Annotated in this window: 21 protein-coding genes; 11 read left to right on the forward strand and 10 right to left on the reverse strand. The window is 35.0% G+C overall.

The window, feature by feature from the left end:
- Window positions 1-75: 75 nt before the first annotated feature.
- Window positions 76-1,737 (reverse strand): transporter, encoded by a 1,662-nt coding sequence (locus NBT05_RS11785; protein WP_265770051.1) that lies wholly within the window; start codon window positions 1,735-1,737, stop codon window positions 76-78.
- Window positions 1,738-1,813: 76 nt separating this feature from the next.
- On the opposite strand from NBT05_RS11785, the gene NBT05_RS11790 reads away from it, so the two are divergent.
- The 4 genes from NBT05_RS11790 (at window position 1,814) to NBT05_RS11805 (ending at window position 7,400) form a co-directional block, all read left to right on the forward strand.
- Window positions 1,814-2,068 carry a DUF4834 family protein gene (locus tag NBT05_RS11790; protein WP_265773246.1) on the forward strand — a complete coding sequence of 85 codons (255 nt, stop codon included), beginning with the start codon at window positions 1,814-1,816 and terminating at the stop codon, window positions 2,066-2,068.
- Between the two features lie 112 nt (window positions 2,069-2,180).
- Window positions 2,181-4,625, forward strand: a complete 2,445-nt coding sequence (locus tag NBT05_RS11795) for a YfhO family protein (protein ID WP_265770052.1) — start codon at window positions 2,181-2,183, stop codon at window positions 4,623-4,625.
- Window positions 4,609-5,913, forward strand: a complete 1,305-nt coding sequence (locus NBT05_RS11800; protein ID WP_265770053.1) for a glycosyl transferase family 1 — start codon at window positions 4,609-4,611, stop codon at window positions 5,911-5,913. The genes NBT05_RS11795 and NBT05_RS11800 overlap by 17 nt, the downstream gene beginning before the upstream one ends.
- Before the next feature lie 23 nt (window positions 5,914-5,936).
- Complete coding sequence (locus NBT05_RS11805; protein WP_265770054.1) at window positions 5,937-7,400, forward strand: lipopolysaccharide biosynthesis protein; 1,464 nt, start codon at window positions 5,937-5,939, stop codon at window positions 7,398-7,400.
- Between the two features lie 66 nt (window positions 7,401-7,466).
- Here the strand turns inward: NBT05_RS11805 and NBT05_RS11810 are convergent, their stop codons facing one another.
- Both NBT05_RS11810 and uvrA read right to left on the reverse strand, forming a co-directional pair.
- The gene (locus NBT05_RS11810) at window positions 7,467-8,846 is read right to left on the reverse strand and encodes a hypothetical protein (protein ID WP_265770055.1); all 1,380 of its coding nucleotides are present in this window, start codon (window positions 8,844-8,846) and stop codon (window positions 7,467-7,469) included.
- 868 nt (window positions 8,847-9,714) lie between these two features.
- On the reverse strand, window positions 9,715-12,504 hold the full coding sequence (gene uvrA / locus NBT05_RS11815; RefSeq protein WP_265770056.1) for an excinuclease ABC subunit UvrA: 2,790 nt from the start codon (window positions 12,502-12,504) through the stop codon (window positions 9,715-9,717).
- 240 nt (window positions 12,505-12,744) lie between these two features.
- Between uvrA and NBT05_RS11820 the strand changes: the two genes are divergently transcribed.
- Complete coding sequence (locus NBT05_RS11820) at window positions 12,745-13,329, forward strand: RNA polymerase sigma factor (RefSeq protein ID WP_265770057.1); 585 nt, start codon at window positions 12,745-12,747, stop codon at window positions 13,327-13,329.
- A gap of 232 nt (window positions 13,330-13,561) precedes the next feature.
- On the opposite strand, the gene NBT05_RS11825 is transcribed toward NBT05_RS11820, so the two are convergent.
- Window positions 13,562-14,230 carry an endonuclease III domain-containing protein gene (locus tag NBT05_RS11825; RefSeq protein WP_265770058.1) on the reverse strand — a complete coding sequence of 223 codons (669 nt, stop codon included), beginning with the start codon at window positions 14,228-14,230 and terminating at the stop codon, window positions 13,562-13,564.
- 188 nt (window positions 14,231-14,418) lie between these two features.
- On the opposite strand from NBT05_RS11825, the gene bcp reads away from it, so the two are divergent.
- The 3 genes from bcp (at window position 14,419) to NBT05_RS11840 (ending at window position 15,819) form a co-directional block, all read left to right on the forward strand.
- The gene (gene bcp, locus NBT05_RS11830) at window positions 14,419-14,868 is read left to right on the forward strand and encodes a thioredoxin-dependent thiol peroxidase (RefSeq protein WP_265770059.1); all 450 of its coding nucleotides are present in this window, start codon (window positions 14,419-14,421) and stop codon (window positions 14,866-14,868) included.
- An 82-nt stretch (window positions 14,869-14,950) separates the two neighbouring features.
- Window positions 14,951-15,370, forward strand: coding sequence for an MbcA/ParS/Xre antitoxin family protein (locus tag NBT05_RS11835; protein WP_265770060.1), 420 nt, complete (start codon window positions 14,951-14,953; stop codon window positions 15,368-15,370).
- Entirely contained in the window at window positions 15,370-15,819 is a 450-nt protein-coding gene (locus tag NBT05_RS11840) for an RES family NAD+ phosphorylase (RefSeq protein ID WP_265770061.1), read from the forward strand. The genes NBT05_RS11835 and NBT05_RS11840 overlap by 1 nt, the downstream gene beginning before the upstream one ends.
- A gap of 286 nt (window positions 15,820-16,105) precedes the next feature.
- Here the strand turns inward: NBT05_RS11840 and NBT05_RS11845 are convergent, their stop codons facing one another.
- Together NBT05_RS11845 and NBT05_RS11850 are read right to left on the reverse strand one after the other, a co-directional pair.
- Window positions 16,106-16,645: a lipocalin family protein gene (locus NBT05_RS11845; protein WP_265770062.1), complete on the reverse strand. Its 540-nt coding sequence runs from the start codon at window positions 16,643-16,645 to the stop codon at window positions 16,106-16,108.
- A 14-nt stretch (window positions 16,646-16,659) separates the two neighbouring features.
- Entirely contained in the window at window positions 16,660-18,114 is a 1,455-nt protein-coding gene (locus NBT05_RS11850) for a TonB-dependent receptor (protein WP_265770063.1), read from the reverse strand.
- Between the two features lie 213 nt (window positions 18,115-18,327).
- Between NBT05_RS11850 and NBT05_RS11855 the strand changes: the two genes are divergently transcribed.
- Together NBT05_RS11855 and NBT05_RS11860 are read left to right on the forward strand one after the other, a co-directional pair.
- Window positions 18,328-19,089 (forward strand): MBL fold metallo-hydrolase, encoded by a 762-nt coding sequence (locus NBT05_RS11855; RefSeq protein WP_265770064.1) that lies wholly within the window; start codon window positions 18,328-18,330, stop codon window positions 19,087-19,089.
- Window positions 19,090-19,091: 2 nt separating this feature from the next.
- Entirely contained in the window at window positions 19,092-19,589 is a 498-nt protein-coding gene (locus NBT05_RS11860; RefSeq protein WP_265770065.1) for a hypothetical protein, read from the forward strand.
- Window positions 19,590-19,613: 24 nt separating this feature from the next.
- Here NBT05_RS11860 and NBT05_RS11865 read toward each other — a convergent pair whose 3' ends face one another.
- From NBT05_RS11865 to NBT05_RS11880, 4 genes are all read right to left on the reverse strand, one after another.
- Window positions 19,614-20,108 carry a hypothetical protein gene (locus NBT05_RS11865; RefSeq protein WP_265770066.1) on the reverse strand — a complete coding sequence of 165 codons (495 nt, stop codon included), beginning with the start codon at window positions 20,106-20,108 and terminating at the stop codon, window positions 19,614-19,616.
- 190 nt (window positions 20,109-20,298) lie between these two features.
- A complete protein-coding gene (locus NBT05_RS11870) occupies window positions 20,299-20,559 on the reverse strand; it encodes a UPF0175 family protein (RefSeq protein WP_265770067.1) in 261 nt (86 codons plus the stop codon).
- Window positions 20,560-20,647: 88 nt separating this feature from the next.
- Window positions 20,648-21,763 (reverse strand): M23 family metallopeptidase, encoded by a 1,116-nt coding sequence (locus NBT05_RS11875; protein ID WP_265770068.1) that lies wholly within the window; start codon window positions 21,761-21,763, stop codon window positions 20,648-20,650.
- A 140-nt stretch (window positions 21,764-21,903) separates the two neighbouring features.
- Window positions 21,904-24,012, reverse strand: coding sequence for a glycosyl hydrolase 115 family protein (locus tag NBT05_RS11880; RefSeq protein ID WP_265770069.1), 2,109 nt, complete (start codon window positions 24,010-24,012; stop codon window positions 21,904-21,906).
- A 231-nt stretch (window positions 24,013-24,243) separates the two neighbouring features.
- Between NBT05_RS11880 and NBT05_RS11885 the strand changes: the two genes are divergently transcribed.
- On the forward strand, window positions 24,244-24,771 hold the full coding sequence (locus NBT05_RS11885) for a hypothetical protein (protein WP_265770070.1): 528 nt from the start codon (window positions 24,244-24,246) through the stop codon (window positions 24,769-24,771).
- Window positions 24,772-24,782 lie beyond the last annotated feature (11 nt).

The following is a 24,782-nucleotide window of genomic DNA, read 5'->3' on the forward strand; positions in this document are numbered from 1 at the left end:
ATTTTATCATTTTGTCAGGAGAATATCAACTAAATGTTAACTAAAACCAGTTTTCTTTTTATCCGGATTCGTATTCTATCCATCTTCGTTTTCCTCACCTGCTTTCGCACGTTTTTCCTCTTCTTTTTTCCGTTTCTTTTCTTCTTTAGCCTTACGTTTTTCTTCTTCTTTCTTTCGCTTTTCTTCTTCTTTTCGTGCTTTTAAGTTCTCCTTTTGTAATTGATCATAAGCATCATCTACATCTTCTTCTTCAACTGGCTTACTTTCCTTTTTCTTCTCTTTCTTTTCTTTCTTGTCTTTTTTCTTTTTGGAGGTAGGTTTACTATCATCACCCTCCAGCTTTTTTAATTCTTCCTCAATTTGTTTTAATTCGTCTTCAATACCATCATCCTCTTCCATTTTATCCAATTCGGCATCGATATCATCAATCATTTTTTGCTTCTCTTTCTCTGCCTTTATTTTTGCTTTTTCGGCCTTTTTTGCTTCCTGGGCTTCTCGTTTTAAACGGCGTCTTTCTTCTTTCCTAAACTTTTTATCGTCTTTCTTTGCCTGTTTTTCATCAGCAACCCTAATTCGTTCCTCTTTTTCAGCAGCACGTCGTTCATCCAGTTCCTGTTCTAATGCATTTCTAAATTCTTCATCTTCAAATTGATTGACAAAAGGTTGCTTGTTCTGCTTGATACTGTCATTATCAATATCGTCTAAATCTCTCTCGTCACTAAATTCATCTCCTTCTTCATCATCCTCTAACAAGTTGTCATCTTCGAATTCTTCAAGACCGGGTTCTTCAATAATCTCGTCTTTTTTATGCCAGTCAAAGCGATAAGAAGCTCCGGCACTTACCACAAAAATAGAAGGGGTATCTTTAAAATTAGTGGCAATATTAGCATCAAGTTGAAAATCTTTACCAAATAAATAAGCACCTCCCAAACGTAAGATATCATCGCTGTAAAAATTACTTTTCTGACCCTGGTATTCTCCGAAGAGCGCCACTTTTCTTTTTATCGTATGTGTACTGGTAATGATCCATCCGATTGCCGGATTATCCGTAGTCACTTTATCCACAATTAGGTTAGTAACTAATACCCAACTACCTGCGCGGTTATTAAACCAATTGTTCTGGGTTGCAATTACAAATTTGGGTGAAATGGTTTTATCCGTAGGAAAGGTAAAAGGGTTGTCTGCACCATTAAAATTAACACCTACGTAAGCAGAAACTGCTGGAATTAAAGAACGCCATCTGAATTTATAGGTTTCCCTGGCACTTTTTAGTTTGACCAGGTCTAAAGAATCCTGCTTTTTCCAGGGGCGTTTATACGGATCATAAATTAAGTATTTGGCTCCTAAGGTATTAAATTCAAAATTGGTGCGACTGATTTTTTCTTCTTGTCCGCCCACGGTTTGGCGCACTCCGTCGCTACGTAAACGTCCGTTAAAATTAATCTCTAATTGTTCAATTAGCAGTCCGTATCTGACCGTATAATCCAGATTAAAAAGATTGGTTCGGGTTTTAAAAATATCATGTTTTTCACGTCCTAAACCTAAACCCCCTTCTAGCTGTAATACATTGTTACCTACAGAAAATGCCCCTTGCGAAGTACCCGGACGATTGGAATTAATCTTTTCAGTATACTGCGCTGATGCCTGTAGCCCAAGTAGTAATAGGCTAAAAAACAATAGAATAGATTTAGGGCTCATATTCATGATATTTGCTCCAAATATAACAGATTTTATCATTTTTTTAGGTTTACCGGTCGGTAATTCCAGAAAGAGTTCTTTATTTTTGCAAAAAACAGGTATGCATTTGGCTTCAATGACAGGAGTACTCAAGTTTATTCTTATTCTGTTGCTCATATATTACGGACTCAAGGTACTAACGCGTTTGTTAGGCCCTCTATTGCTTCGGTATATGACAAAAAAGGCAGGTCAGAAATTTGAAAAGTTTTTTCAGCAGCAATCTACCACACAACCATCCCCTGAAGGAGAAATAACAATTCAGAAGAAATCCCGAAGAAAAACCAGTAGAAATTCGGGAGGCGATTATGTTGATTTTGAAGAGATCGATTGATATCCTTAGTCTTATTTAATATATACAGAAGGCTCCTTTACAGTCAGTTTTCACTCCAAAGATTTTAAGTACCTTTAGCCGCTATATTATTTACCAAATCATTTAGATATATATGTCTGCTACTTTTAAAAAACTACTTCCGCACCTTATCGTAGTCCTTGGGTTCGTAGTTCTGTCTCTCACTTATTTTTACCCGGTATTGCAAGGGAAAATGATTTATCAAAATGACATTAAGCAATACGAGGGAATGGCTCGTCAACAAAAAGAATTTAGGGAAGATACGGGTCAGGAAACCTATTGGAACAATGCCGCTTTCGGGGGAATGCCCACTTATGCCATTGGAGCAAGGTTTCCAAACGATGTGATGGATTGGGTAGATCGTGCCATTCGTTTTTTACCACGTCCGGCAGATTATTTGTTTCTCTATTTTATTAATTTTTATATATTGATGCTTGTCATGCGGGTACCCTGGAAATACGGGGTTCTAGGTGCCTTAGCTTTTGGTTTTTCTACCTATTTAATTATAATTTTAGGAGTTGGGCATAATGCCAAAGCACATGCCGTAGCCTACTTTCCATTAGTACTATCGGGAATTCTACTGGTGTTTCAAAGGAAGTATATTTGGGGGTTTGTACTGACAGCGCTGGCTATGGGATTAGAAATACAGGCCAATCATTACCAAATGACTTATTATCTGGGATTATTAGTGGTTGTTTTGGGAATCGCTTACCTGGTCGATGCCATAAAAAAGAAAGAACTACCTCATTTTTTTAAATCTGTTGCCATTCTGATTGTTGCTGTAGCGCTGGGCATTGCGACTAATGCAACTACCTTACTTTCTACAATGGAGTATGCCAAAGTCAGTATTCGGGGTGAGAATTATTTAGCCGAAGATGATCCTACAAAATCCTCCACGACAGATGGACTGGATTATGACTATATTACTGAATATAGCTACGGAAAATTGGAATCCCTAAACCTTTTTATACCAAAGTTGATGGGAGTAGGACGTGCTTCGGATTTAGGACGGGATTCTGAATTTTATCAAAAACTCATTGCCTTGGGCTATCCTGCAAAACAAGCAGAATATTATGCCCAGGGAACTCCGCTGTATTGGGGGGCACAACCTTTTGTAGAAGCTCCTCCGTATCTTGGGGTGACCGTGGTGTTTTTAGCATTACTTGGCTTTTTATTAATCAAGGGAAGGTTACGATGGTGGTTGTTAGGAGGTATGATCGTATCCCTTTTGTTAAGTTGGGGTAAAAATCTGGAATTTGTTACCCGCTTTTTTGTAGAAACGGTTCCTTTATATAACAAATTTAGGGCAGTATCCAGTATTCAGGTACTATTAGAACTGCTTATTCCTATTGCTGCCGTATTCGGAATTTATAAATGGTTTACAGGGATTGAAGAAAAACAGGTCAAGCTTAAAAAATTAGCGATTGCCACTGGTAGTATCGGAGGCTTATGTTTACTATTTTGGTTAGTGGGGGGGAGCCTCTTTGATTTTAAAGCACCTAGTGATACGCAGCTAGCTATAGAGCAACCTGAAATTTTTGAAGCAATCAAAGCAGATCGGATTGCCGTAATGAAAAGTGATGCCTTACGTTCCTTACTTTTTGTGGTAGCAGCGGCGCTAAGTTTATGGTTATTTTTTACAGGAAAAATTAAGGAACATATCGCCTTAATTTTACTAGGAATTTTTATCGTATTAGATTTAGGGGGTGTGGACCGACGTAGTGTAGATGAAGAAAGTTTTATTACAAACCGGGCGTATCAAGCTAATTTTGAACCTACAGCCATTGATAAAGCTATACAAAAAGATAATTCATACTACCGGGTTTTAGATTTAGCCAGAGGTCTTAATAATTCTCATATTAACTATTTCTTTAACGGAGTAGGGGGATACTCAGCAGTACGGCCCCGTAAAATAGAAGATGTATTCTACAAATACCTGGCAAAAGGAAATACGAATGTTATCAATATGCTAAATATTAAATACATATTGCAACCAGATAAAGAAGGAAAAGTAGGTGTACAGCAGAATGCACAAACTAATGGACCTGCCTGGTTTGTCAAAGAATTAAAGTTTGTAGATAGTCAAAAAGAAGCTTTTGAAGCACTGGAAAAGTTGAATACCAAACAAACTGCTGTAGTGGTTACTCCGCAAGCCCAAGAATTGGAAGGATTCAAGCCGGTAAAAGATAGCGTGGCTACAATTGCGATCTCAAAACACGATCCTGATCATTTAACTTATAATGCTTATACACCGAATGATGCTTTTGCGGTCTTTGCCGAAACTTATTATAAAAACGGTTGGAAAGCTTATATAGATGGTAATGAAACTTCTATTTATGAAGTCAACTATATGTTGCGGGGAATCAAAATTCCTAAAGGGAAGCACAACATTGAATTCAAATTTGAACCCGTTGTTGTACAAACTGGTAGTACCATAACCTTATTTAGTTCGTTAGCTTTATTGCTATTATTGATAGGAGCTTTATTTTTAGAATATAAAAATAAAGGAAGAAAACTAGGAGATGTCCAAACAACCTGATCGGGTGAAAGTTTTAATTATTACGTATTATTGGCCCCCGGCGGGAGGCCCCGGAGTTCAGCGTTGGTTAAAATTTGTAAAATACTTACCACAATATAATATTGAGCCTGTTGTTTATATTCCCGAGAACCCGGAATATGCATTACTGGATAAAACCTTAACTTCTGAAGTTCCTAAAGGGGTTACTATTTTAGAGAAAGCAATATGGGAACCTTATAAATATGCTTCTTTATTTTCTAATAAAGAAACAAAAACCATAAGCAAAGGCATTATAGAAAAAAAGGCAAAACAATCATCTATTCAACAGTTATTACTCTTTATCCGCGGTAATTTTTTTATTCCGGATGCCCGAAAATTCTGGATAAAACCATCCGTAAAATACTTAAAACAGGTTCTTACAGATCAAGAAATCAACACGATAATTACTACAGGACCACCGCATAGTGTACATCTAATTGGTAACCAACTTAAAAAGCAATTAGGGATTCGATGGATTGCTGATTTTAGAGATCCCTGGACTTCTATTGGTTATCATAGCAAACTAAAACTACTACCGTTTGCCCAAAAAAAGCATAAGAGACTGGAAAAAGAAGTTTTAAATTCAGCTGATCATATTATTACTACTAGTTTTACCACCACTCAGGATTTTCAAGAACTAACTCAAAAACCAGTAACTACCATTACCAATGGTTTTGATGCTGAAAAGGTAGAAGGTGAAGTTTTTTTAGATAAAAAATTTACCATTTCACATATCGGATCGCTATTGGCAGATCGCAATCCTACTAATTTATGGAAGGTATTATCAACATTAGTAAAAAGTCATAAAGACTTTGCATCCTTTTTCGAATTGAAATTAGCGGGAGCTGTAAGTGAAGAAGTATTGTCTTCCATTGAAGAAGCCGGGTTAAAGGAGTATACCACCAATCTTGGTTATGTTTCGCATACAAAAGCAGTTCAATTACAACAAAGTTCGCAATTGCTATTATTAATTGAGATTGATCATAAAGATTGCAAAGGTATTATCGCCGGTAAACTTTTTGAATATCTGAAAGCTAAACGCCCGATACTTGCTTTAGGTCCTGTAAATAGTGATGTGGAAAAAATTATAAAGGAAACAGAAAGTGGTTATTATTTTACCTATAACACTACTGAAACATTACAGAACCAACTGCTTACTTACTATAAGCACTATAAAAATAAAGAATTGCAAAGTGCTTCCAAGAATATCTTAAAGTACCATAGAAAGAATTTAACCGGAAGTTTGGCGGAAGTAATTAAGAGTTTCTAATTTCAATGTACCTTTGAACCTATATGGGCATAGTCATTCAGCAATCCGTTCGTAATGTTGGGATTACCGGTATTGGTTTTCTACTGGGTGCGTTAAATACTTTGTTTCTGTTTACCAACTTTATGGATAAGCAGTATTACGGCCTGGTTTCCTATTTATTATCTACCTCTGCCTTGCTATGGCCTATTTTAGCCTTCGGGACTTTTAATACGATTATAAAATTTTATTCGTCTTATACCGATACGGTTGAGCAAAATCGTTTTATGAATTTAATGCTGTGGCTTCCGCTGGTTACCGCATTTATTATAGGTAGTATTAGTATTCTATTTTATAAAGAAGTAGTTACTTATTTTGACGGAGAAAATGACATTGTAAAGCCTTATATCTTTACCATCTATATCTTGGCAGTAAGTCAAACCTATTTTGAAATTTTCTTTTCATGGGCACGGGTCAAGCTAAAAAGCGTATTTGGAACAGTTTTAAAAGAAATTTTTATCAGAGCTGGTAAAACTTTGCTGTTAGTATTCTATTATTTAAAGATTATTACAATCGCTGAATTTATCTATTTACTCCTGGGTATTTATCTATTGCGTCTTTTAATCATGGCTGTATATGCTTTTAGAAAACATAATTTTTCGTTAGAATCTAAAATTCCCAAAAACACCAGTTCCATTTTAAAATATTCATTTTTAATTCTGATTGCCGGTTCGGTGGCTTCTCTATTGTTAGATTTGGATAAGACCATGATTGAGTATTATTTACCTTTAGCCTTTGTGGCTCAATACGCAATTTGTGGATATATTGCTAATGTAATTACATTTCCGGCGAGAGGTATGCATCAGATTTTATATCCGCTCACATCAAAGGTAATGAACGAAGGTAATTTTACTGAACTGCGGGTACTTTATAAAAAGAGCGCATTGAATCTTACTTTGATTTGCGGTTTATTATTTGTCTTAATATTTACCAATGTAGAACAACTATTCTTGTTAATTCCTGATACGTACCAACTATATCTGGATATCATATTAATCTTATGTCTGGCTAAATTATCTGATGCGATGGTAGGAAATAACAACGCCATTATCTATAGTTCGGATTACTATCGTTATGTACTTCTATTAGGCATCGCTACGGTAATTATTGCTATTGCTAGTAACTATTATTTAATTCCATTAAAAGGCTTAGCCGGAGCCGCTATTGCTACCGGAATTGCTATTGGTTTATATAATGTAAGTAAATTAAGTGTAGTTTACTTTAAATTTAGAATGCATCCTTTTACTTTAAAAAGCATATATAGTATAGTAATAATTAGTTTTTGTACGATCATATTTTATTTCTGGACGTTTCCTTTCCATCCTTTGCTAAATATCGTAATAAAAAGCTTGCTTATTTGTATTACGTATGCCATTCTTCTTTACGTAACTTCTATTTCTCCGGATATTAAAGAAATGATGCAAAAGGTTCTAAAAAGAAAATCCCTTTAAGGTACTTTTACATACAACTTAAAAGGATTCTCCAACTAACCAACCAAAAAAATCATTTTTATAAATCTACCTGCTTCTTGAAGATCTTGATCCGCTCTGATTACTACGGGTTGCTGATCTTGAAGTGGTATTTCTTTGCACCCCTGCCGAAGAACGGCTAGATGTACTCTTTCTACTATATTGACTGTTATTATTTCTATTTGTTACAGTTCTACTTGCTTTTTGTGTATTTCTTGAAGGACTTGTATAATTACGACTGTTTCCTGAACGTGAATTAGACGGTGTTCTTAAAGTTCCACTTGGTTTCTTTAACCTGCTATTTGTGTTTGACCTACTTGTGTTGGTATTTCTTGTAGGTGTATATTTTCTACTGTCATTACGCTGAGTTGTGGAACTATTCCTGCTTCCAGAATTGGAACTACTTCTGCTTCCGGCATGAGAACTACGAGAAGACCTTGAACCAGAATCGTAATTTCTATTATTAGAAGTAGTTGATTTAGTTCGCGAACCAATATATGTTCGGTTACCTTCTTTTCTAGTCGTACTTCTACTAGTACCTACTTTACTTCTTGACGGCGTTGTCGTATTATAACTTCTACTTCTGCTACTCGTAGCAATGGATCGTTGTGTACCATTATTGGTGTTTCCACTACTTCTGGTAAATGATCGGTAGTTGCGGTCATTAGCAGCATACATACTTTTTCTGTACGATCGTGACTTATAATTTAATCCTCTGGTTCTGCTTGCTGTAACTCCGCTTCTGTATTGGGTTACTCTTTGAGAAGGTCGGTAATAATTTCTTGTACGGTACGATCTACTATAATATCCGTCATAGTAATTGTTTCTATACACATTATACGAACAACGGTAAGGGGTATAATACTGTCGGTAAGGTCGGTTATAAACAACACATCTTTCTACGACCGGAACGGTAAAATATTGGTGAAACGAACGATATACATAACTTCGGTTATATCGGTTAATATATCCGGTACAGTTTACAAACCGCCCGAAGTTATTATAATGTACATATAAGTTACCTACCTGAGCTACTCGCCCGAAGTTGTTATAATTGATAAACACGTCTCCAACCTGGATAATCCTACCATAGTAGTCATAAAAAATAGGAACATTTTCTACCTGCACCACAGCACCATAATCATCATATTGTACATACGGATCATAATTGTAACCAGAGTTAAAGCTAATATTTAATACAGGACTGTTAATCTGAACGTTTACATTGTTTACCACCTGAGGAACATAAAAGTCAAATTGCCCGTCGGGATAAACAGAAAACTCAATCCCATTTTCATTAAAAATAAAAGACTTTCCGTAGTTATAGTTAAAGCGAGAGGAGTTAATAGCGTTTGTCTCCGTTGTCAAAGCAGTTGCTGAAAATGTAAAAAGTAGCAAGGTTGCAAAAAATAAAATTGAATTTCTCATAATTCTTGGTTTTAGTGGAATCTTGTGTGAGTAGGATTCGTTTCATACTAATCAAGCCTTATGCCAAAAATTTAAAAATAATTCAATTTTATGTAGAAAGTGTTGTGATTATTGTCACTAATTGACTGAATGTTAGGGGGTAGTGGGGGTTGGTAGATATTTTTAGTTTCATAGATTTTGGGGTAGGTACTATTTTTAATTTTGCTAATCATAAGGCCTGTAAAGGGTTCCCCTCTCGAGAGGGGTTAGGGGTGTGTTGAGTACGAGTAAGAAAATCAGAGTAAGCCAATCAGCACGCGACACACCCAAGTACTTCTAATCCAGCAAGCTGAATTGAAGTACTATCCCTCTCGAGAGGGAAGTTTATAATTCGACCGTAATACAATTGTTAGCGTTCCCCTTTGAGATATGTACTGAGGTTGTCGAAGTAGGGGTTAGGGGTGTGTTGAGTTTGAGTAAGCCAATCAGCACGTAGCACACCCAAGTACTTCTAATTCAGCAAGCTGAATTGAAGTGCTATCCCTCTCGAGAGGGAAACTTTTAAGTAGATACGGAAATACAATAGTTCCCCTCTTAAGACTTATAGTGAATTCTCCTCATGAGACCTGTACTGAGGTTATCGAAGTAGGGGTTAGGGGTGTGTTGAGTTTAAGTAAGCAAGTCGGAGTAAGCAATCCAGCACGTAACACACCCAAGTACTTCTAATTCAGTAAACTGAATTGAAGTGCTATCCCTCTCGAGAGGGAAGTCTGTAAATTTTAATTTTAAACTAATGTTATATGAAGTATAGGTTCTCCTTCTCGAGACCTGTACTGAAGTTGTCGAAGTAGGGGTTAGGGGTGTGTTGATTTTGAGTAAGCTAGTTCGTTTATTGTAATTTCTCCTTCAAATACTGTCCGGTAAAGGAGTCTGGATTTTTACTGATTTCTTCCGGGGTGCCGGTAGCGACTACGTGTCCGCCTCTTTTTCCGCCTTCCGGACCCATATCAATGATGTAATCGGCACATTTAACCAGGTCCATATTATGCTCAATCACTAAAACCGAATGCCCTTTATCAATCAGTTCATTGAAGGATTTTAAAAGCTTTTTAATATCATGAAAGTGAAGTCCGGTGGTAGGTTCGTCAAAAATAAATAAGGTTTTGTCTTTAGTAACCCCTTTTACCAGAAATGAAGCCAATTTTATACGTTGGGCTTCGCCTCCGGAAAGGGTAGAAGAGCTTTGACCTAATTGAACGTAGCCTAAACCAACATCCTGTAGTGGTTTTAATTTCTTAATAACCTTATTTTGCTTATATTTTGTAAAGAAAGTAATGGCTTCATCGATGGTCATGGTAAGGACATCATCAATATTTTTATCTTCAAAAGTTACTTCCAGCACCTCTTTTTTAAAACGTTTTCCATTACAAGTCTCACATAGTAAATGTACGTCAGCCATAAACTGCATTTCGATAGTTACTTCTCCTTCTCCTTTACAAGTTTCACAACGCCCTCCATCTACGTTAAAAGAAAAATGTTTGGTTTGGTACTTCCTCAGTTTTGCTGTTTTTTGAGAAGCAAATAAACTCCGAATATCATCATAAGCTTTTACGTAAGTGACCGGGTTAGAACGAGAAGATCTTCCAATAGGATTTTGATCAACAAATTCGACACTGGTCACATTTTGATAATTTCCTTTGATTTCGGTAAACTGACCGGCTTTTTCTCCGAAACCTCCCAATTGTTTAGTTAAGGCAGGGTAAATAATTTTACGAACCAAAGTACTTTTACCACTACCAGAAACCCCGGTAATGGCAGTCATCATCCCTAGGGGAATGGTCACATTTACGTTTTTTAAGTTATTCTCACGAGCCCCAATAATTTCAATGGCATATTTAGTTACTTTTTTTCTTTTAGGAACTTCGATTTGAAGGCTTCCATTTAAGTATCTACTGGTAAGTGAAGTAGATTTTAAAATTTCGTTGAAAGTTCCCGCAGCAACCAGTTGACCTCCAAAGGTTCCGGCTTCCGGACCAATATCAATAATCATATCGGCAGCTTTCATGATATCTTCATCATGTTCTACAACAATCACTGTATTTCCCAAGTCCCGTAAAGATTGAAGTACTCCAATCAACCTTTCTGAATCTTTTGGGTGTAAGCCAATACTGGGTTCATCTAATATATACATAGATCCTACTAGGCTACTTCCTAATGAAGTGGCCAGATTGATTCTTTGTGATTCTCCACCCGAAAGTGTATTGGATTTTCGGTTTAAGGTTAGATATTGAAGTCCAACGTTTTCTAAGAAGGAAAGTCTGCTGTTGATCTCTTTTAAAAGACGTTTACCAATCGTTTGATCATGTTCTGAAAGTTTTAAATTTTTAAAAAACAAAGCTAGTTCGTCCAGTGGCATTTCGACCAGATCCATGAGGGTAGCCCTATCAATTTTGACATAATTCGCTTCCTGACGTAATCGTTTTCCCCTACATACATTACATTTGGTTTTTCCGCGATAGCGTGAGAGCATCACCCGGTTTTGAATTTTATAGGCTTTAGCTTCCAAATGTTTAAAGAAGTCATCAATTCCTTCAAAATGTTGATTTCCTTTCCAAAGAACCTCCTTCTGTTTATCCGTAAGTTCAAAATAAGGTTTATGAATGGGGAAGTCAAATTTATACGCCCGATTGACCAGTTGATCGCGATACCAGCTCATAGAATCGCCCCGCCAGGGGTATACGGCATTTTCAAAAATACTTAACGAAGTGTCAGGAATTACCAGGTCTTCATCGATACCAATTACATCTCCGTAGCCTTCACATTTAGGGCATGCACCGTAGGGATTATTAAAGCTAAAAAGATGCACGTTAGGTTCCAGGAATACCATTCCATCCAATTCAAATTTATTACTAAAATTCCGCTCGGTGTTATCTTTTAACGACAGCACCGTACAACTTCCTTTACCTTCGTAAAATGCGGTTCCTATCGCATCTGCCAGCCGATTGTAAAAATCCTCTTCATCTCTTTTTACAATTCGGTCTACAACTAGTGAAATAGGTTTTTCCGAGATAGTCTCCAATACCTCTTCAATCCGTATTACCTCTTCTGCGACACGTACCCGTGCAAACCCCTGTTGTTGTAAAACCGTTAATTTTTCTTGTAGCGTCCGACCTTCTTCTACCAGGATTGGAGTTATTAGTAGCAATCGTTCTCCTTCTTCTTTACCTTTTACAAATTCAATAACATCCGTAACCGAATCTTTTTTTACTTCGTTTCCCGAAATAGGGGAGTAGGTTTTACCAATACGGGCAAACAATAACTTTAGGTAGTCATAAATTTCAGTAGTAGTACCTACAGTAGAACGGGGGTTAGTCGAATTTACCTTCTGTTCAATGGCAATTGCCGGGGCAATACCTTTAATATAATCAACTTTAGGTTTATTTAACCTACCTAAAAATTGGCGGGCGTAGGATGATAAACTCTCCACATACCTACGTTGTCCTTCGGCATATAAGGTGTCAAAAGCCAAACTGGATTTTCCGGAACCAGATAAACCGGTAATAACGACTAATTTATTACGGGGGATGGCAACATCTATATTTTTAAGGTTATGAAGTTGTGCCCCTTTTATTAAAATATTTTCTTTGGGATTGAGCGTATCAATATTCTCCTGAATCATAGTTATCATGCGGTATAAAGGCAAAGATACATATATAAGCAGGACTTTATAAAGTAAAATTTTGACTATGCCTAGTTAAAAAAATTAACAAAATAATGTTTGTTTTTGGGATAAAGTTCATATATTAGCGATCTAAATAAATTACCAAAAACATTTTGCCTATAGCGTAACATTACTTTAATTAAGTTTAACATAGCCTGAAAGCCCCATAGCTTGTTGGTACCAAATTAAGTAATCGATATGAAAAATGTAACGTTATCTGATGCAGTCTTAGTAAGTAATTACATTAAGGGAGAAGAATCTTCATTATCTATCCTTATTGAAAGACACAAACAACGTATTTACAGTTTTATTTATTCTAAAGTTTTTGATCGTGACGTATCCGAAGATATTTTTCAGGATACTTTTATTAAAGTGATTAAGACACTTAAAAAAGGTAAGTATAATGAAGAAGGTAAATTTTTACCTTGGGTCATGCGAATAGCTCATAACCTGGTAATCGATCATTTTAGGAAAGGTAATAGAATGCCAAAATTCGAAGACAACGGAGAGTTTAGTATTTTTTCTGTTATTAGTGATGGGAACTTAAATGCTGAAAAAAGAATTATTAAAGATCAGGTAGAAGAAGATTTGAGAAACCTGGTAAGAGAATTGCCGGACGATCAAAAAGAAGTTCTGGTTATGCGAATGTATAAGGATATGAGCTTTAAAGAAATTTCTGATAAAACCGGAGTTAGTATTAATACTGCTTTAGGGAGAATGCGTTATGCATTGATCAACCTAAGAAAAATTATTGAAAAAAATAATATTGTTCTAACAAATTAACAAGCTATTGTGAAATAAAGTCATGAATTGTTCGTTATTTAATATAAAGAAAAACAATTCGGGATTATGGCAAAATTTTACTTTACTTCTTCTAATGAAGAACATCAATTAGTACCAAGAAAATCTACTATAGATTTTCTTCTAAACTACTCAAAAGCTTTAAGTGTTATAGATTACAAAATGATGAAGTTTGAAACACTTCTGAATTAAAACTAAACTTTGTAAAAACCCGCTAATTTTTAGCGGGTTTTTTATTTTTATGATATTGAGATAGTACGGTTTTACGACCAATAGTACTGGTAATGATATCTTTATCTAATTTCCATCCTCTTGCCGGTGAGTACTCCCGGCCATACCAAATAATTTGTAAGTGCAAATCGTTCCATAATTCTTTAGGGAATAAACGTTTAGCATCTTTTTCGGTTTGAACTACATTTTTACCGTTGCTAAAACCCCATCTGTACATCAAACGATGAATATGCGTATCTACCGGAAATGCAGGAATACCAAAAGCTTGTGACATGACTACACTAGCAGTTTTATGGCCTACGGCGGGTAAAGCTTCCAGGTCCTCAAAGCTTTGAGGAACCTTACCGTCATATTTGTTGATCAAGATATGGGATAGCTCAAAAATTCCTTTGGATTTCATTGGACTTAATCCAACAGGTTTAATAATCTCCCGTATATCTTCTTTTGATAATTTAATCATATCATACGGGTTGTCTGCTTCTTTAAATAGTAAAGGGGTAATTTGATTTACCCGTACATCTGTACTTTGTGCGCTTAGTAAAACGGCAATTAATAAAGTATAGGGATCTACATGATCTAATGGAATGGGAATGGTAGGGTATAGTTCCTGTAAGGTTTTAATGGTGAAATCAACTTTTTCTTTTTTAGTCATGATGGTAGTAAAAGTTCCGGTTGCAAAAATAGGAAATCGAACTATCTCTTAAGTAGGGTTCACTGTGAAACTCATACTCTTGTACTATAATTAAGTACAAATCTTAAGTCAAGTTTACTATAATGATTAGTTTATAGGATATTTTGTTATACATTTATGGTTAATTAACAAACATAATAATATAGAGTATGACAACCTTAACTGTAGGGGATAAAGCACCTGATTTTTCGGCCTTAGACCAGGATGGTAATACTATTAGTTTACAGGATTTTAAAGGGAAGAAATTAGTAGTTTTCTTTTATCCAAAAGCCAGTACACCCGGTTGTACGGCGGAAGCTTGTAACTTAAAAGATAATTATCAAAGCTTTCAGTCAGAAGGATACGAAATTTTAGGAGTAAGTGCGGATAGTGCTAAGAAACAGCAGAATTTTAAAAATAAATACGAATTACCTTATCCGTTATTAGCAGATGAAGATAAAAAAGTTATTGAAGCATTTGGTGTTTGGGGACCTAAAAAGTTTATGGGCAAAGAATATGACGGAATTCACAGGACGACTTTTGTAATAGATGAAGAAGGTATGATTGAAGAAGTCATCACTAAAGTAAAAACAAAGGACCATGCTGCACAAATTCTGTAGTTATAGAAAGAAATAGTGTTTTGTTTTAAATTCTGGTTATAATTTAGTAAATTTACATAATTGAAAACGTAAAATTACTACTATGCTTGCTGAAAAGAAAATATTTAATACTATTCCCGGAGAGTTAGATCCTTCCTGGGTGGTAAGTTACTTGAATACCGATCAATTTACTTCAGGTCATGTTAGGGTTTTACGAAACAAAGTTAAAACAAGTGATAAAGTTCTTTCTTCTTTATTAAACCTTGCCCCAAAAACCTTTGTAAGTTATACAAAAGATATTTCAAAAATTAAAATTGACACTAAGGAGCATATCTTACTATTGATTTCTCTGCTTAAACATGGTTCTGAAGTATTTGGTTCTGAAGAGAATTTTAGTAACTGGTTAGATCGTAAAAATGTCTTTTTAGACAATAGAAAACCTATTTCCTTTTTGAATACCATAAGTGGTATACGGATAATCAACGATCGGTTGATTGCTATAGAATATGGAGATAATGTTTAATGGACCTTTACAGAATAACCCGTGACAAATATGCTAATTCTCTGGATGCTTCAGGTAGGGCAAATCGATGGAATTTTGAAAAGCAATACGTAATTTATGCATCTTCTAGCAGGTCATTAGCAACCCTTGAGTTAGTTGCCCACCGAAGCGCTATTATGGAAGGAGTTCTTTATAAAATGATTGTAATTAGCGTACCTGATAATCCTACCAACATTCAAACCGTTCCTTTAAAAAAGTTACCGTTACAATGGAATCTATTGCAAAATCGATTTATCACCCAAAAAATAGGCAGTGAATGGTACCTCAATAAAAAAAGTCCTATTTGTAAGGTTCCTTCTGCTATTATTAAAGAAGAATACAATTATATGATAAATACCATGCATCTCGCATTTTCTGAAATAAAAATTAAAAGTATCGATAATTTTGAGTGGGATCAGCGGTTGTTGTAGGGTTTTTATAATTAGTATCCAATAAAGATCCAAGACCCGCCTGCAGACGGGCAGGTCGCTATCGCTTCTAGAACCAAGAATCAAGACTAATTATTATAATATTGATTACAATTTTATCTTAATTGTTCAAGTTCAAAAAACAAATTACTCTTAAAAAGAAAAAAGGAACCTCCAAAGACTTTAAAGTTTGGAATCACCTTGTTTTACTATGCTTTATAGACTTTTATATATTTTAACCGGACACTAATGATTCTAAAACTAAGTGCTAAATATTGAAGATGTCGACTTATCTATTATGAAAATCCCTATTCGGAACCTTTATATTTTCCTTTACATAGAAGTCTTTTATCCACATCGTTTTATTTGAAAATTGTTTATGTTGATAGGTAACTTGTAAGGTGCTATCCGTTATTTCTAAAATTTGGAAATACTTATAATTTTCTTTAGTATTTAACAACTGTGGTAATTGTTCACTTTTCAGTTTAATAAAACTATTTCCTTTTTTATCTTGATACATTTCCCACGTTGCTTTTAAAGTTGGACCACAATCCGGGTAATCCCCATTATTATCCTGCATGGTCATATTGGGGAAATATGTTTGTCGATAAGAAAGAAAACAATCTCCCATATTCATCCGAATGTCATTATTTAAACGCTTCGCAATTTTCCAGGTTTTTCCTTTACTTCCGGAAATTAGTTCAATAGCATTTTCTGGCAGTAGATAAGGTTTTTTAACCTCAGAATTGCAACTTAAGAAACAAATACAAGCAACTAAAGTTAATAAAATGAAGGGTTGTAATATTTTTTGATCAAAATTATACGACAAGTTAAGTTTTAAAATTAAGAACTCACTTTTTCTTTTTGTTCTACATAACCGAAGAATTTATGTTTCTTAATCATTTCTGGGACGATGTCCGGTAATTTATTTTCCCAGCCTGGTTCCCCTTTCTGAATCATCTGTAATACTTCACGTGAAAATACATCCATAATTTCCGGATCGTAATCTGTGATATCCTGTAGTTTTCCATTATTCTTAAAGAACTTATACAGTTCTTTCATACGAGGATGCACTTTTAGATTTTCACTAGTGGTCACTTCTCCGGTTTTAGGATCTTTGAGCGGATATAAATATACTTTTAAGTCTTTAAAAAATAATTTTCCAAAGGCTTCTAAAATACCTCCACTCAAATGGCGATAGTACTGCTCGTCAAAAATATCTACCAAGTTATTAACACCCATTGCAAGTGCCATTCGCTCTTTCGTATAATTAGAGAAATATTCTACTACCTTATAATACTCTTGGAAGTTGGAGATCATTACCGTTTGTCCTAGCGAACAAAGTAAACGGGCTCTTGCCATAAAGTCTTCTTCGTCAATTTCACCTTCTGCTCTTAAGTTAGAAAGGGTAATTTCGAAAATTTCTACTGTCTTTCTTTTATCAACTTTGTTTTCGTTTAAAAACATAGACAAGGCACTTTTGTAAATGTCCATATTTACTTTAGTCACCGGTCTAAAACTTCCGCGAAGCGCCAAAATATTTTTCTTGTATAGAATACGCGCCGGTAAAATATTGTTACCATCAGGTCCGAACATAACTGCTTCTGTCATTCCGTTTTTAACCAACTGTAAACTCATCAAACGATTATCTACTTTTTCAAACCGGGGACCGGAAAAGTTAATCGTATCAATTTCAATCTGATCTTTGTCCAGATGATCGTATAGATAGCGAAGTAATTTTTTTGGATTATCGTATTTGTAATAAGCTCCGTAAATTAAATTTACTCCCAGAATTCCCAGGGTTTCCTGTTGTAATTTGGCATCGTTTTCATGAAAACGAACGTGGAGTATGATTTCGTTATAAGCTTCGTCAGGACGTGTTTGATATCGGATTCCTACCCAACCGTGACCTTTATATTTTTTTGCAAAATCAATAGTAGCTACCGTATTTGCATAGCTAAAAAACAACTTATGCGGATGTTTTTCACGGGAAAGACGCTCTTCCATCAGGCGTACTTCGTGTTTTAACATCTTTTTTAACCGGGCTTCAGTCACATATCTTCGATCATCTTCAATACCGTAAATAGCGTCACTAAAATCTTTATCATAGGCACTCATCGCTTTGGCAATTGTACCGGATGCTCCGCCTGCCCTAAAAAAATTCCGAACTGTTTCCTGACCTGCACCAATCTCCGAAAAAGTACCGTAAATATTGGCATTTAAATTAATACGAAGTGCTTTACTTTTAATAGAAGGGACAGATTCGAATTCTTTATCCCCCATGATCGTAATTGGCATAGAGCGGTGATTTTAGTTAAGTAAATTTAAGAATACCTGCGTTAACAATGTAAAACAAAACCTAAAAGTTTTGGTTTGATCCGTAAATCTATGATAACGTTAAAAAAGCACGTAAATTTTAATAAACTTTAATAATACCTACTACTTTTTCGTTAATAACCTCAGTTGTTCAATTAAAATAATACCTACATTTGCCTGCGCAGCTTGCCATTTATGAAAGTTACTTTTTTAGGTACCGGTACTTCACAGGGTATTCCTATAATCGGGAGTACACATCCTGTTTGTTTAAGTGATGATCCTAAGGATAAACGGCTTCGGGTTTCCGTATTGTTAGAATGGGATGACTACGTGTATGTTATTGATTGCGGGCCGGATTTCCGGCAACAAATGCTTGCGAATAAGGTGCGCCGAATTGACGGAATTTTATTTACGCATGAGCATGCAGACCATACTATGGGTATGGATGATATCCGACCTTTCTTTTTCCGACAAGGGGATATTCCAATTTATGCTCATCCCCGGGTTTTACAGTCATTGAAAAAGCGTTTTGATTATATTTTTGCTTCGGAAAATCGCTATCCTGGGGCACCAAGTGTTACGGAACATCGTATTGAGAATGAAGCTTTTGTTTTAGGAAATACCGAAGTTATGCCGGTAAACACCTTTCATAATCGCTTGCAAGTATTCGGTTTTAGGATTAAAGGATTTGCCTATTTGACGGATGTAAAAACGGTAGAGGAGGAGGAGCGGAACAAATTACGTGACCTGGAGGTTTTAGTTGTCAATGCACTTCGGATTGAACCACATCATTCTCATTTTAACCTGGAAGAAGCCTTGCAATTTATCAAAGAAGTTAAGCCGAAGAAGGCTTATCTTACTCATATTAGTCATTTATTAGGTTTTCACAAAGAAGTATCCAAACAATTGCCGGAACATGTATTTCTGGCGTATGATAATTTGAAAATTACGGTTTAGTTATGAGAAGTAAAATCTTTATGTACCTTTTTATATTTGCTGCCCTTTTTATTTTATTTCAATTTATGAATGCCAAAAAGGCGCAGGAATCGTATGATGCTAAAATCGAAAACCTGGAGAAAAAAATAGAGAAACAAACCGTGGCTTTTGATTCATTAGTAGGTGTTAATTTGGACATGACATATTTCTCGCTGGATAGTGATGAGGAAGCTATTTTGTATTTTGAAAATTTAGGTTACGATGCTAAAAAACTAGGGGCAACCATTGCCGATCAATTACTTGCTCAGAATAAGGCCGGTGTTGACAATCCTATTGTTCCTTTTGATGGGATGGAAGGAAATATGGCGATCAATAAAGTTCGGCTTTTAAACCATAAATGGATTATTGCTGATTTTACTGATGGGGTATATTGGGGACAGTTGTTTATTATTTATGAAATTAAAGAAGATGGTATTATTGATTTTGAAGTAGAACGTTCTTTTTTATATCCTAAGGATTAGAGGTTGATTATAAAAATAAATCCCTCAATTACTAAAGTATTTTTTAAATTTATCTAAGTAGTATTCTTTTCCAAAAATATTTTGGTCAATTTTTACATCTCGATCATTTCTAGTAAGAAGAATACCATAATCGATTGAATCTCTATCAATAATTACTGGACATTTATTACAATTGAAGATTTGAACATATCTTCTTTCCGTTATGGATTTCTTAATACTGTCTAATTCAAAAGAATCTAAAGCTTCTGAAACTCCAAATCCAAAATCTGAGTCGACTTCATATATTCCCGGTTCTTCAATATTAACATAATATTGAAAGCGTAAGCTATCCGGTCGAAGAATTAAAATTGTATTTCCGGAAACCTTAATAGTATCTTTGAGATGAGGTATATCTTCTTTAACCGTTGAGTGTTTAATAAAAGCTTTATTTTCTAGGTTCTTAAAATCTTTGGATTGTACTTTGTAGAGATATTTCTCAACTATCCTATTTTTTGTTGGATCAAAAGATTTAGATTTCATCTTGATCTTCGTATTTTCAAAACCACACCCCAAGATCATAACTGAAAAACATATCAAAACTACTATTATGTAATCTATAATGTGAATTTGTTTCTTAAATTTTAGCTTCTTCATTTCTTTTAAAAACTATATTTAACAAGAATTAAAGGAAAAATAGGACCTGCATCGGCAATAACAATTCCGTTTTTCATTATTTCAATTTATCCATATCACTAAGAATATCTTTTTTGGTAAGGTTTGAGATCGAAATATTATTTTTTGAAAGTACTTCTTCAAATTGGAACCTCGACAATCCTGCAATTTGGCTCGATTTCCCAATCGTCAACTTTTTTGATTTATACAATTGTATAGCTAATATAATTTTAATACGATCTTTTAAATCTTTCTCTGATTCGTTTAGAGCTAAAAGAATATCATTAGGAAAATCGATTGATATAGTTTGTACATTCATAATTTCTACTTTTACCCAAATTTAATGATTTTTAAAATTCTACTTTATACATAGTTTGATTATAAAGTATCAATGAAATTCAACAAATTTATTTCACCAAACTCTTATGTACAAAGCCATAATCATCTTCACTTAAACTTATTCGATACCAATCCGTGGTTTTTCCTAAAAGCATAAATTTCTTTGAACTAGTAGTAGTTTCTAAAATAGCATAGGAGGTACCTGGTCCTTTCCGAATATTAGTTCCTTTCTTAATTTGGGCTGTTTCTTTATCAGAAGTAATTTCCCACTTTTTAGCTTCTTTTCTTTCTTTGACAAATAACAGCGGATCGATGGCTCCCCGGTTGGTATAGATACCAAAGTGTAAATGCGGGGGCGTGGTACGGGCGTTTCCGGTATTACCTACAAAACCCAAGGTATCTCCAACTTGAACTTTTTGAAAACCGGAAACAGCAATGCTATCCAAATGTGCGTAATATAATGAATAACCTCGATGTCCATCTCGTAACCAAACCTGTTTTCCACCTAAACCTCGATTGCCGGTTGAACTGATTCGGCCTGCTACCGCTGCTACTACAGGAGTTCCACGTTTGGCAAAAATATCAATTCCTTTATGACTTCTTTTTCCACCATCTCTGGGAGCTCCCCAAAAACTTCGGATCGCTTTGCTATTTTTACCACTAACTGGAAATCTATATGCTGGTTTTATTTCAAAACTTATATTAAAATATGGAAAGGCAGCGAATTCAGGTTGTACAATAATTTGATAGGTTCCCGGATTATCTAACTGTATATTTTCTTCTTTTTTGGTCACCAGAAAATCTATAGGTTTTACGTTATTTAAAGGTGCTAAAGGTAAAATGTTGATAAAAATACCTTCTAAACTATCTGATTTTTGAACTTTACAAATCAATTGCTCTCCGTTTTTTATAGAAACCTGGTAACTTCGGGCGGAATTGGGTGAATTAGAATAATAAAGTTGTTCGGTATAAGGGGCTTTAATAACTAGACTATCATTTTTAACCATTTCAAATGAATGTTTCCATTTTAAAAATAAGGTGTCTCCTTTTGTAAAATTACGCTCGTATTTTTCTCTAAAAGTGGGTTGAAGAAAAACATCTGCCACTTTTTGATAATGTGTACAGGATAAAAAAACCAGTACGGTTAAAGTCAGAAAAATGCCTAGTGCTTTTACATATTTCATAGGTTTCCTGAAACCCATAAACTATGCCAGAATGCTACGTATCCGAAGTATGTAAAAATTTAGAAAATATTAACTGGAAAACCTCTACGCTCTTTAACTAAAACGGTGGAAATAATAGCTATTAAACGCTACAACCCTAATTATTTGGCATTTTCTAGATAGATTAATTCTTTTTGATACTCACTTTCAAACCAGGGTTGATATTTATATTGGCTTCCCCTAGTTTTTGAATTTCGGTATTTATAGGGTAGGTTAAAAAATTTCATGTCTTTTGTATGTTGTAAAAAGGTGGCAATATGTTTTTCTATTCTCCAGGTCATTGCATTGTCATCCCACCGGTACCAACCCTCAAACTTTCCGGAAGCATTTTCTTCAATTTGCTGTTCAATAAGCAGTGCTTTTTTAGCGTGCTGGTGCGCTGCATACGTAGCAAGTTGGGCTTGATGATAGTCTTCGATTACATAATATTGTAAAGCCAAGGTTAAATCCGCAGCCATACCCGTGAGGTGCCAGAGTTTTTGCGTTGGATAAACCAGATCCGAAAAATAGAAATTACGCCGGTTGCCGGATAGTTCACCTGCACTTTCCAGGGATCGTTGTACGGAAACCTCCCAAAGTTGTTCAGCAGACTGGTACAATGCATAATATTCTTTTAAGGCCAGGTTTATTTTTGCTTCAAAACCTTTTAACTGTATAAATTCGGATTTACGATTTCCGGGAAATTCAGATTTAAAGAACCGCGTGTTAACTTTGCGTTGATGAACCATATTCAGCATCATTTCAACATAATAAGAGTACCATTCATCACCTGGTTTACGTTCCGGATCACCTAAATCGAACTGGTTGGAGAAAAAATCTTTATAACTTTGTTTTAAATTGGTAGATTTAGATTGATATTTTTGATCAACGTACCAATCAAAATAGTAGTTTCCGGAAGGGTAATTCTTATATTTTTTAAAGTCCGTAAAATAATTTACCACCTGATGAATTCCAAAGATTTTTTCCTTCATGTTGCTCATATTTAGCACTCCCATTTCAGTCATGTTATGATCTATTGCTTTTGATATTTCGCGGTGTAAAACATTGGGGTGAATGGTATTTATCCGTAAATGCGACTTTCGGTTATGATAGGAAACATGTTGGTAAATACCCTTTTTAGTAGTACCTTTTTTGGCGATTTCAAAGGTGCGATCAGGGAATACCCCATATCCGGTATCTGCAAATAGTAAAATAGTGTTTTCCGGAAATTTTATAAGTCCTTTACGATACAATCCTCCCACATGTCCCCAAAGGTACCCGCTTACTAGCGGATTTGGATTTCCAGTGATTTTTTTAACCAGTTCGTATTGTGTTGCGATGGCTTCATTGATTACACGAGCTTTATCCGTATCAGGACTATCATCCGATATATTCGGATCATCATCCCAAAAGGCGTGATCTAGTAAACCTCTAAAACCAAGATTCCAAATAACATTTTTTCCTGCCTGGCGTTCAATAGCTTTTGTCCAGAATTCAATAAAATATTCTTTATGCGTACTCCAGGAATAAGGGATGTTTTTAGGCCAAAATAAAGGAACACTTCCTACTACTTCTCCGGCATTTTGGCAAATGTATAAACCCATATCAGAAGCCAATTTAAGGTGTGCCTCGTCAGAAAAAACCAGGGTTGACGGAATGGTTCCGGTTAATTTAAGTCGTAACATGGTTTCATAGAATTTTTCCATAAATTCCATATTAAATCCGTATTCCTGTTTTTCCATTCGGAATCCGGTGATAAGATCCTCGTCGTTTACAAAAAAGGCACGATGTTTAAAGGTATATGGTTTGGAAGTTATGACACCTATTTTAATAGTAATGCTTTCTTCAATAGTCGGCATCAGGTCAGTAAAATAGATAAACGGATCAATACCTAAATATTCTTCTGAAAAAGTATAAATAGCATGAACAAGACCTAATTCATCAGATCCGGTAAAATGAATACTTTGCTTTTTAAATTCAATTTTATAAGTATCGAATTTATGTAAAGTAGTATCTATTTTAAAATAAAAGTCAACTTTAGGTTTGTCACTGATACTTGTTCCAAACTTACGGTGTAAATCTTGTCGTAAAGCTTTTATGGCATACTGCACAGCGTCTGATGGACTTTCCTGATGCATAACTACATTATTGTGTACTACCATATTTTTTGAAAAAGCTACACTGATGGAACAGTGTAACACCATAACTAAAGCAATTATATTTTTAATCATATAAAAATGTATAATGATAACCTTCTAAGCCCTTTAGGTACATAAAGCTTTAGAAGAAATAACGAAAAGCAATTTAAGGATTCTGTATAAGGCTAAAATAGATATAAGTTTTAAAAGATGAATCAAATGAACAAATTCCTCTTGTTTATAACGAATTACCAGGTAATTTTAATAAGTCCATAGTTTTCTACGAAATTTATAAATTGTACCGCAGTAATATGTTTGTCAATTATGGAAAAATTTCAGGAGATGTTAACCGGAGGTCATCCTAACTCTTTAGGTAGAACGGTTGAAGTGGTAGATATCATACTTCATGATCATAGACGTATTGAGGAATTGTACCAATGCTATTTTAGCCAGGATGAAGTGGTACGCTTACGTACTTCTAACGCTATGAAACGGATTTGTAAGGAAGAAAAGCAACTTTTACTTCCTTATGTTGAATCTTTTTTAAACGAAATTTCGCTACTTAACCAGGCTTCTGCACAATGGACATTAGCCCAATTATTTTTAGAATTAACCCCGGATTTTACTAAGGAACAGAAGAAAAAAGCTACGGATATTTTAAAACATAATCTGATTCATCAAAAGGACTGGATTGTTTTAAATATGACTATCAAAACCCTGGGGAATTGGAGTAAAAAGGATCAGAAATTAAAGGATTGGTTGTTTCCTCAATTGGAATATTTGGAGAAAGATAAACGGAAATCGGTGGCTAATAGTGCCAGAAAAACAATGAAGCTGCTCGAAAAGCATTGATGTTGTCAAAC

It is taken from the genome of Aquimarina sp. ERC-38 (genome assembly GCF_026222555.1).
In the GTDB taxonomy this organism is placed as follows: Bacteria; Bacteroidota; Bacteroidia; order Flavobacteriales; family Flavobacteriaceae; genus Aquimarina.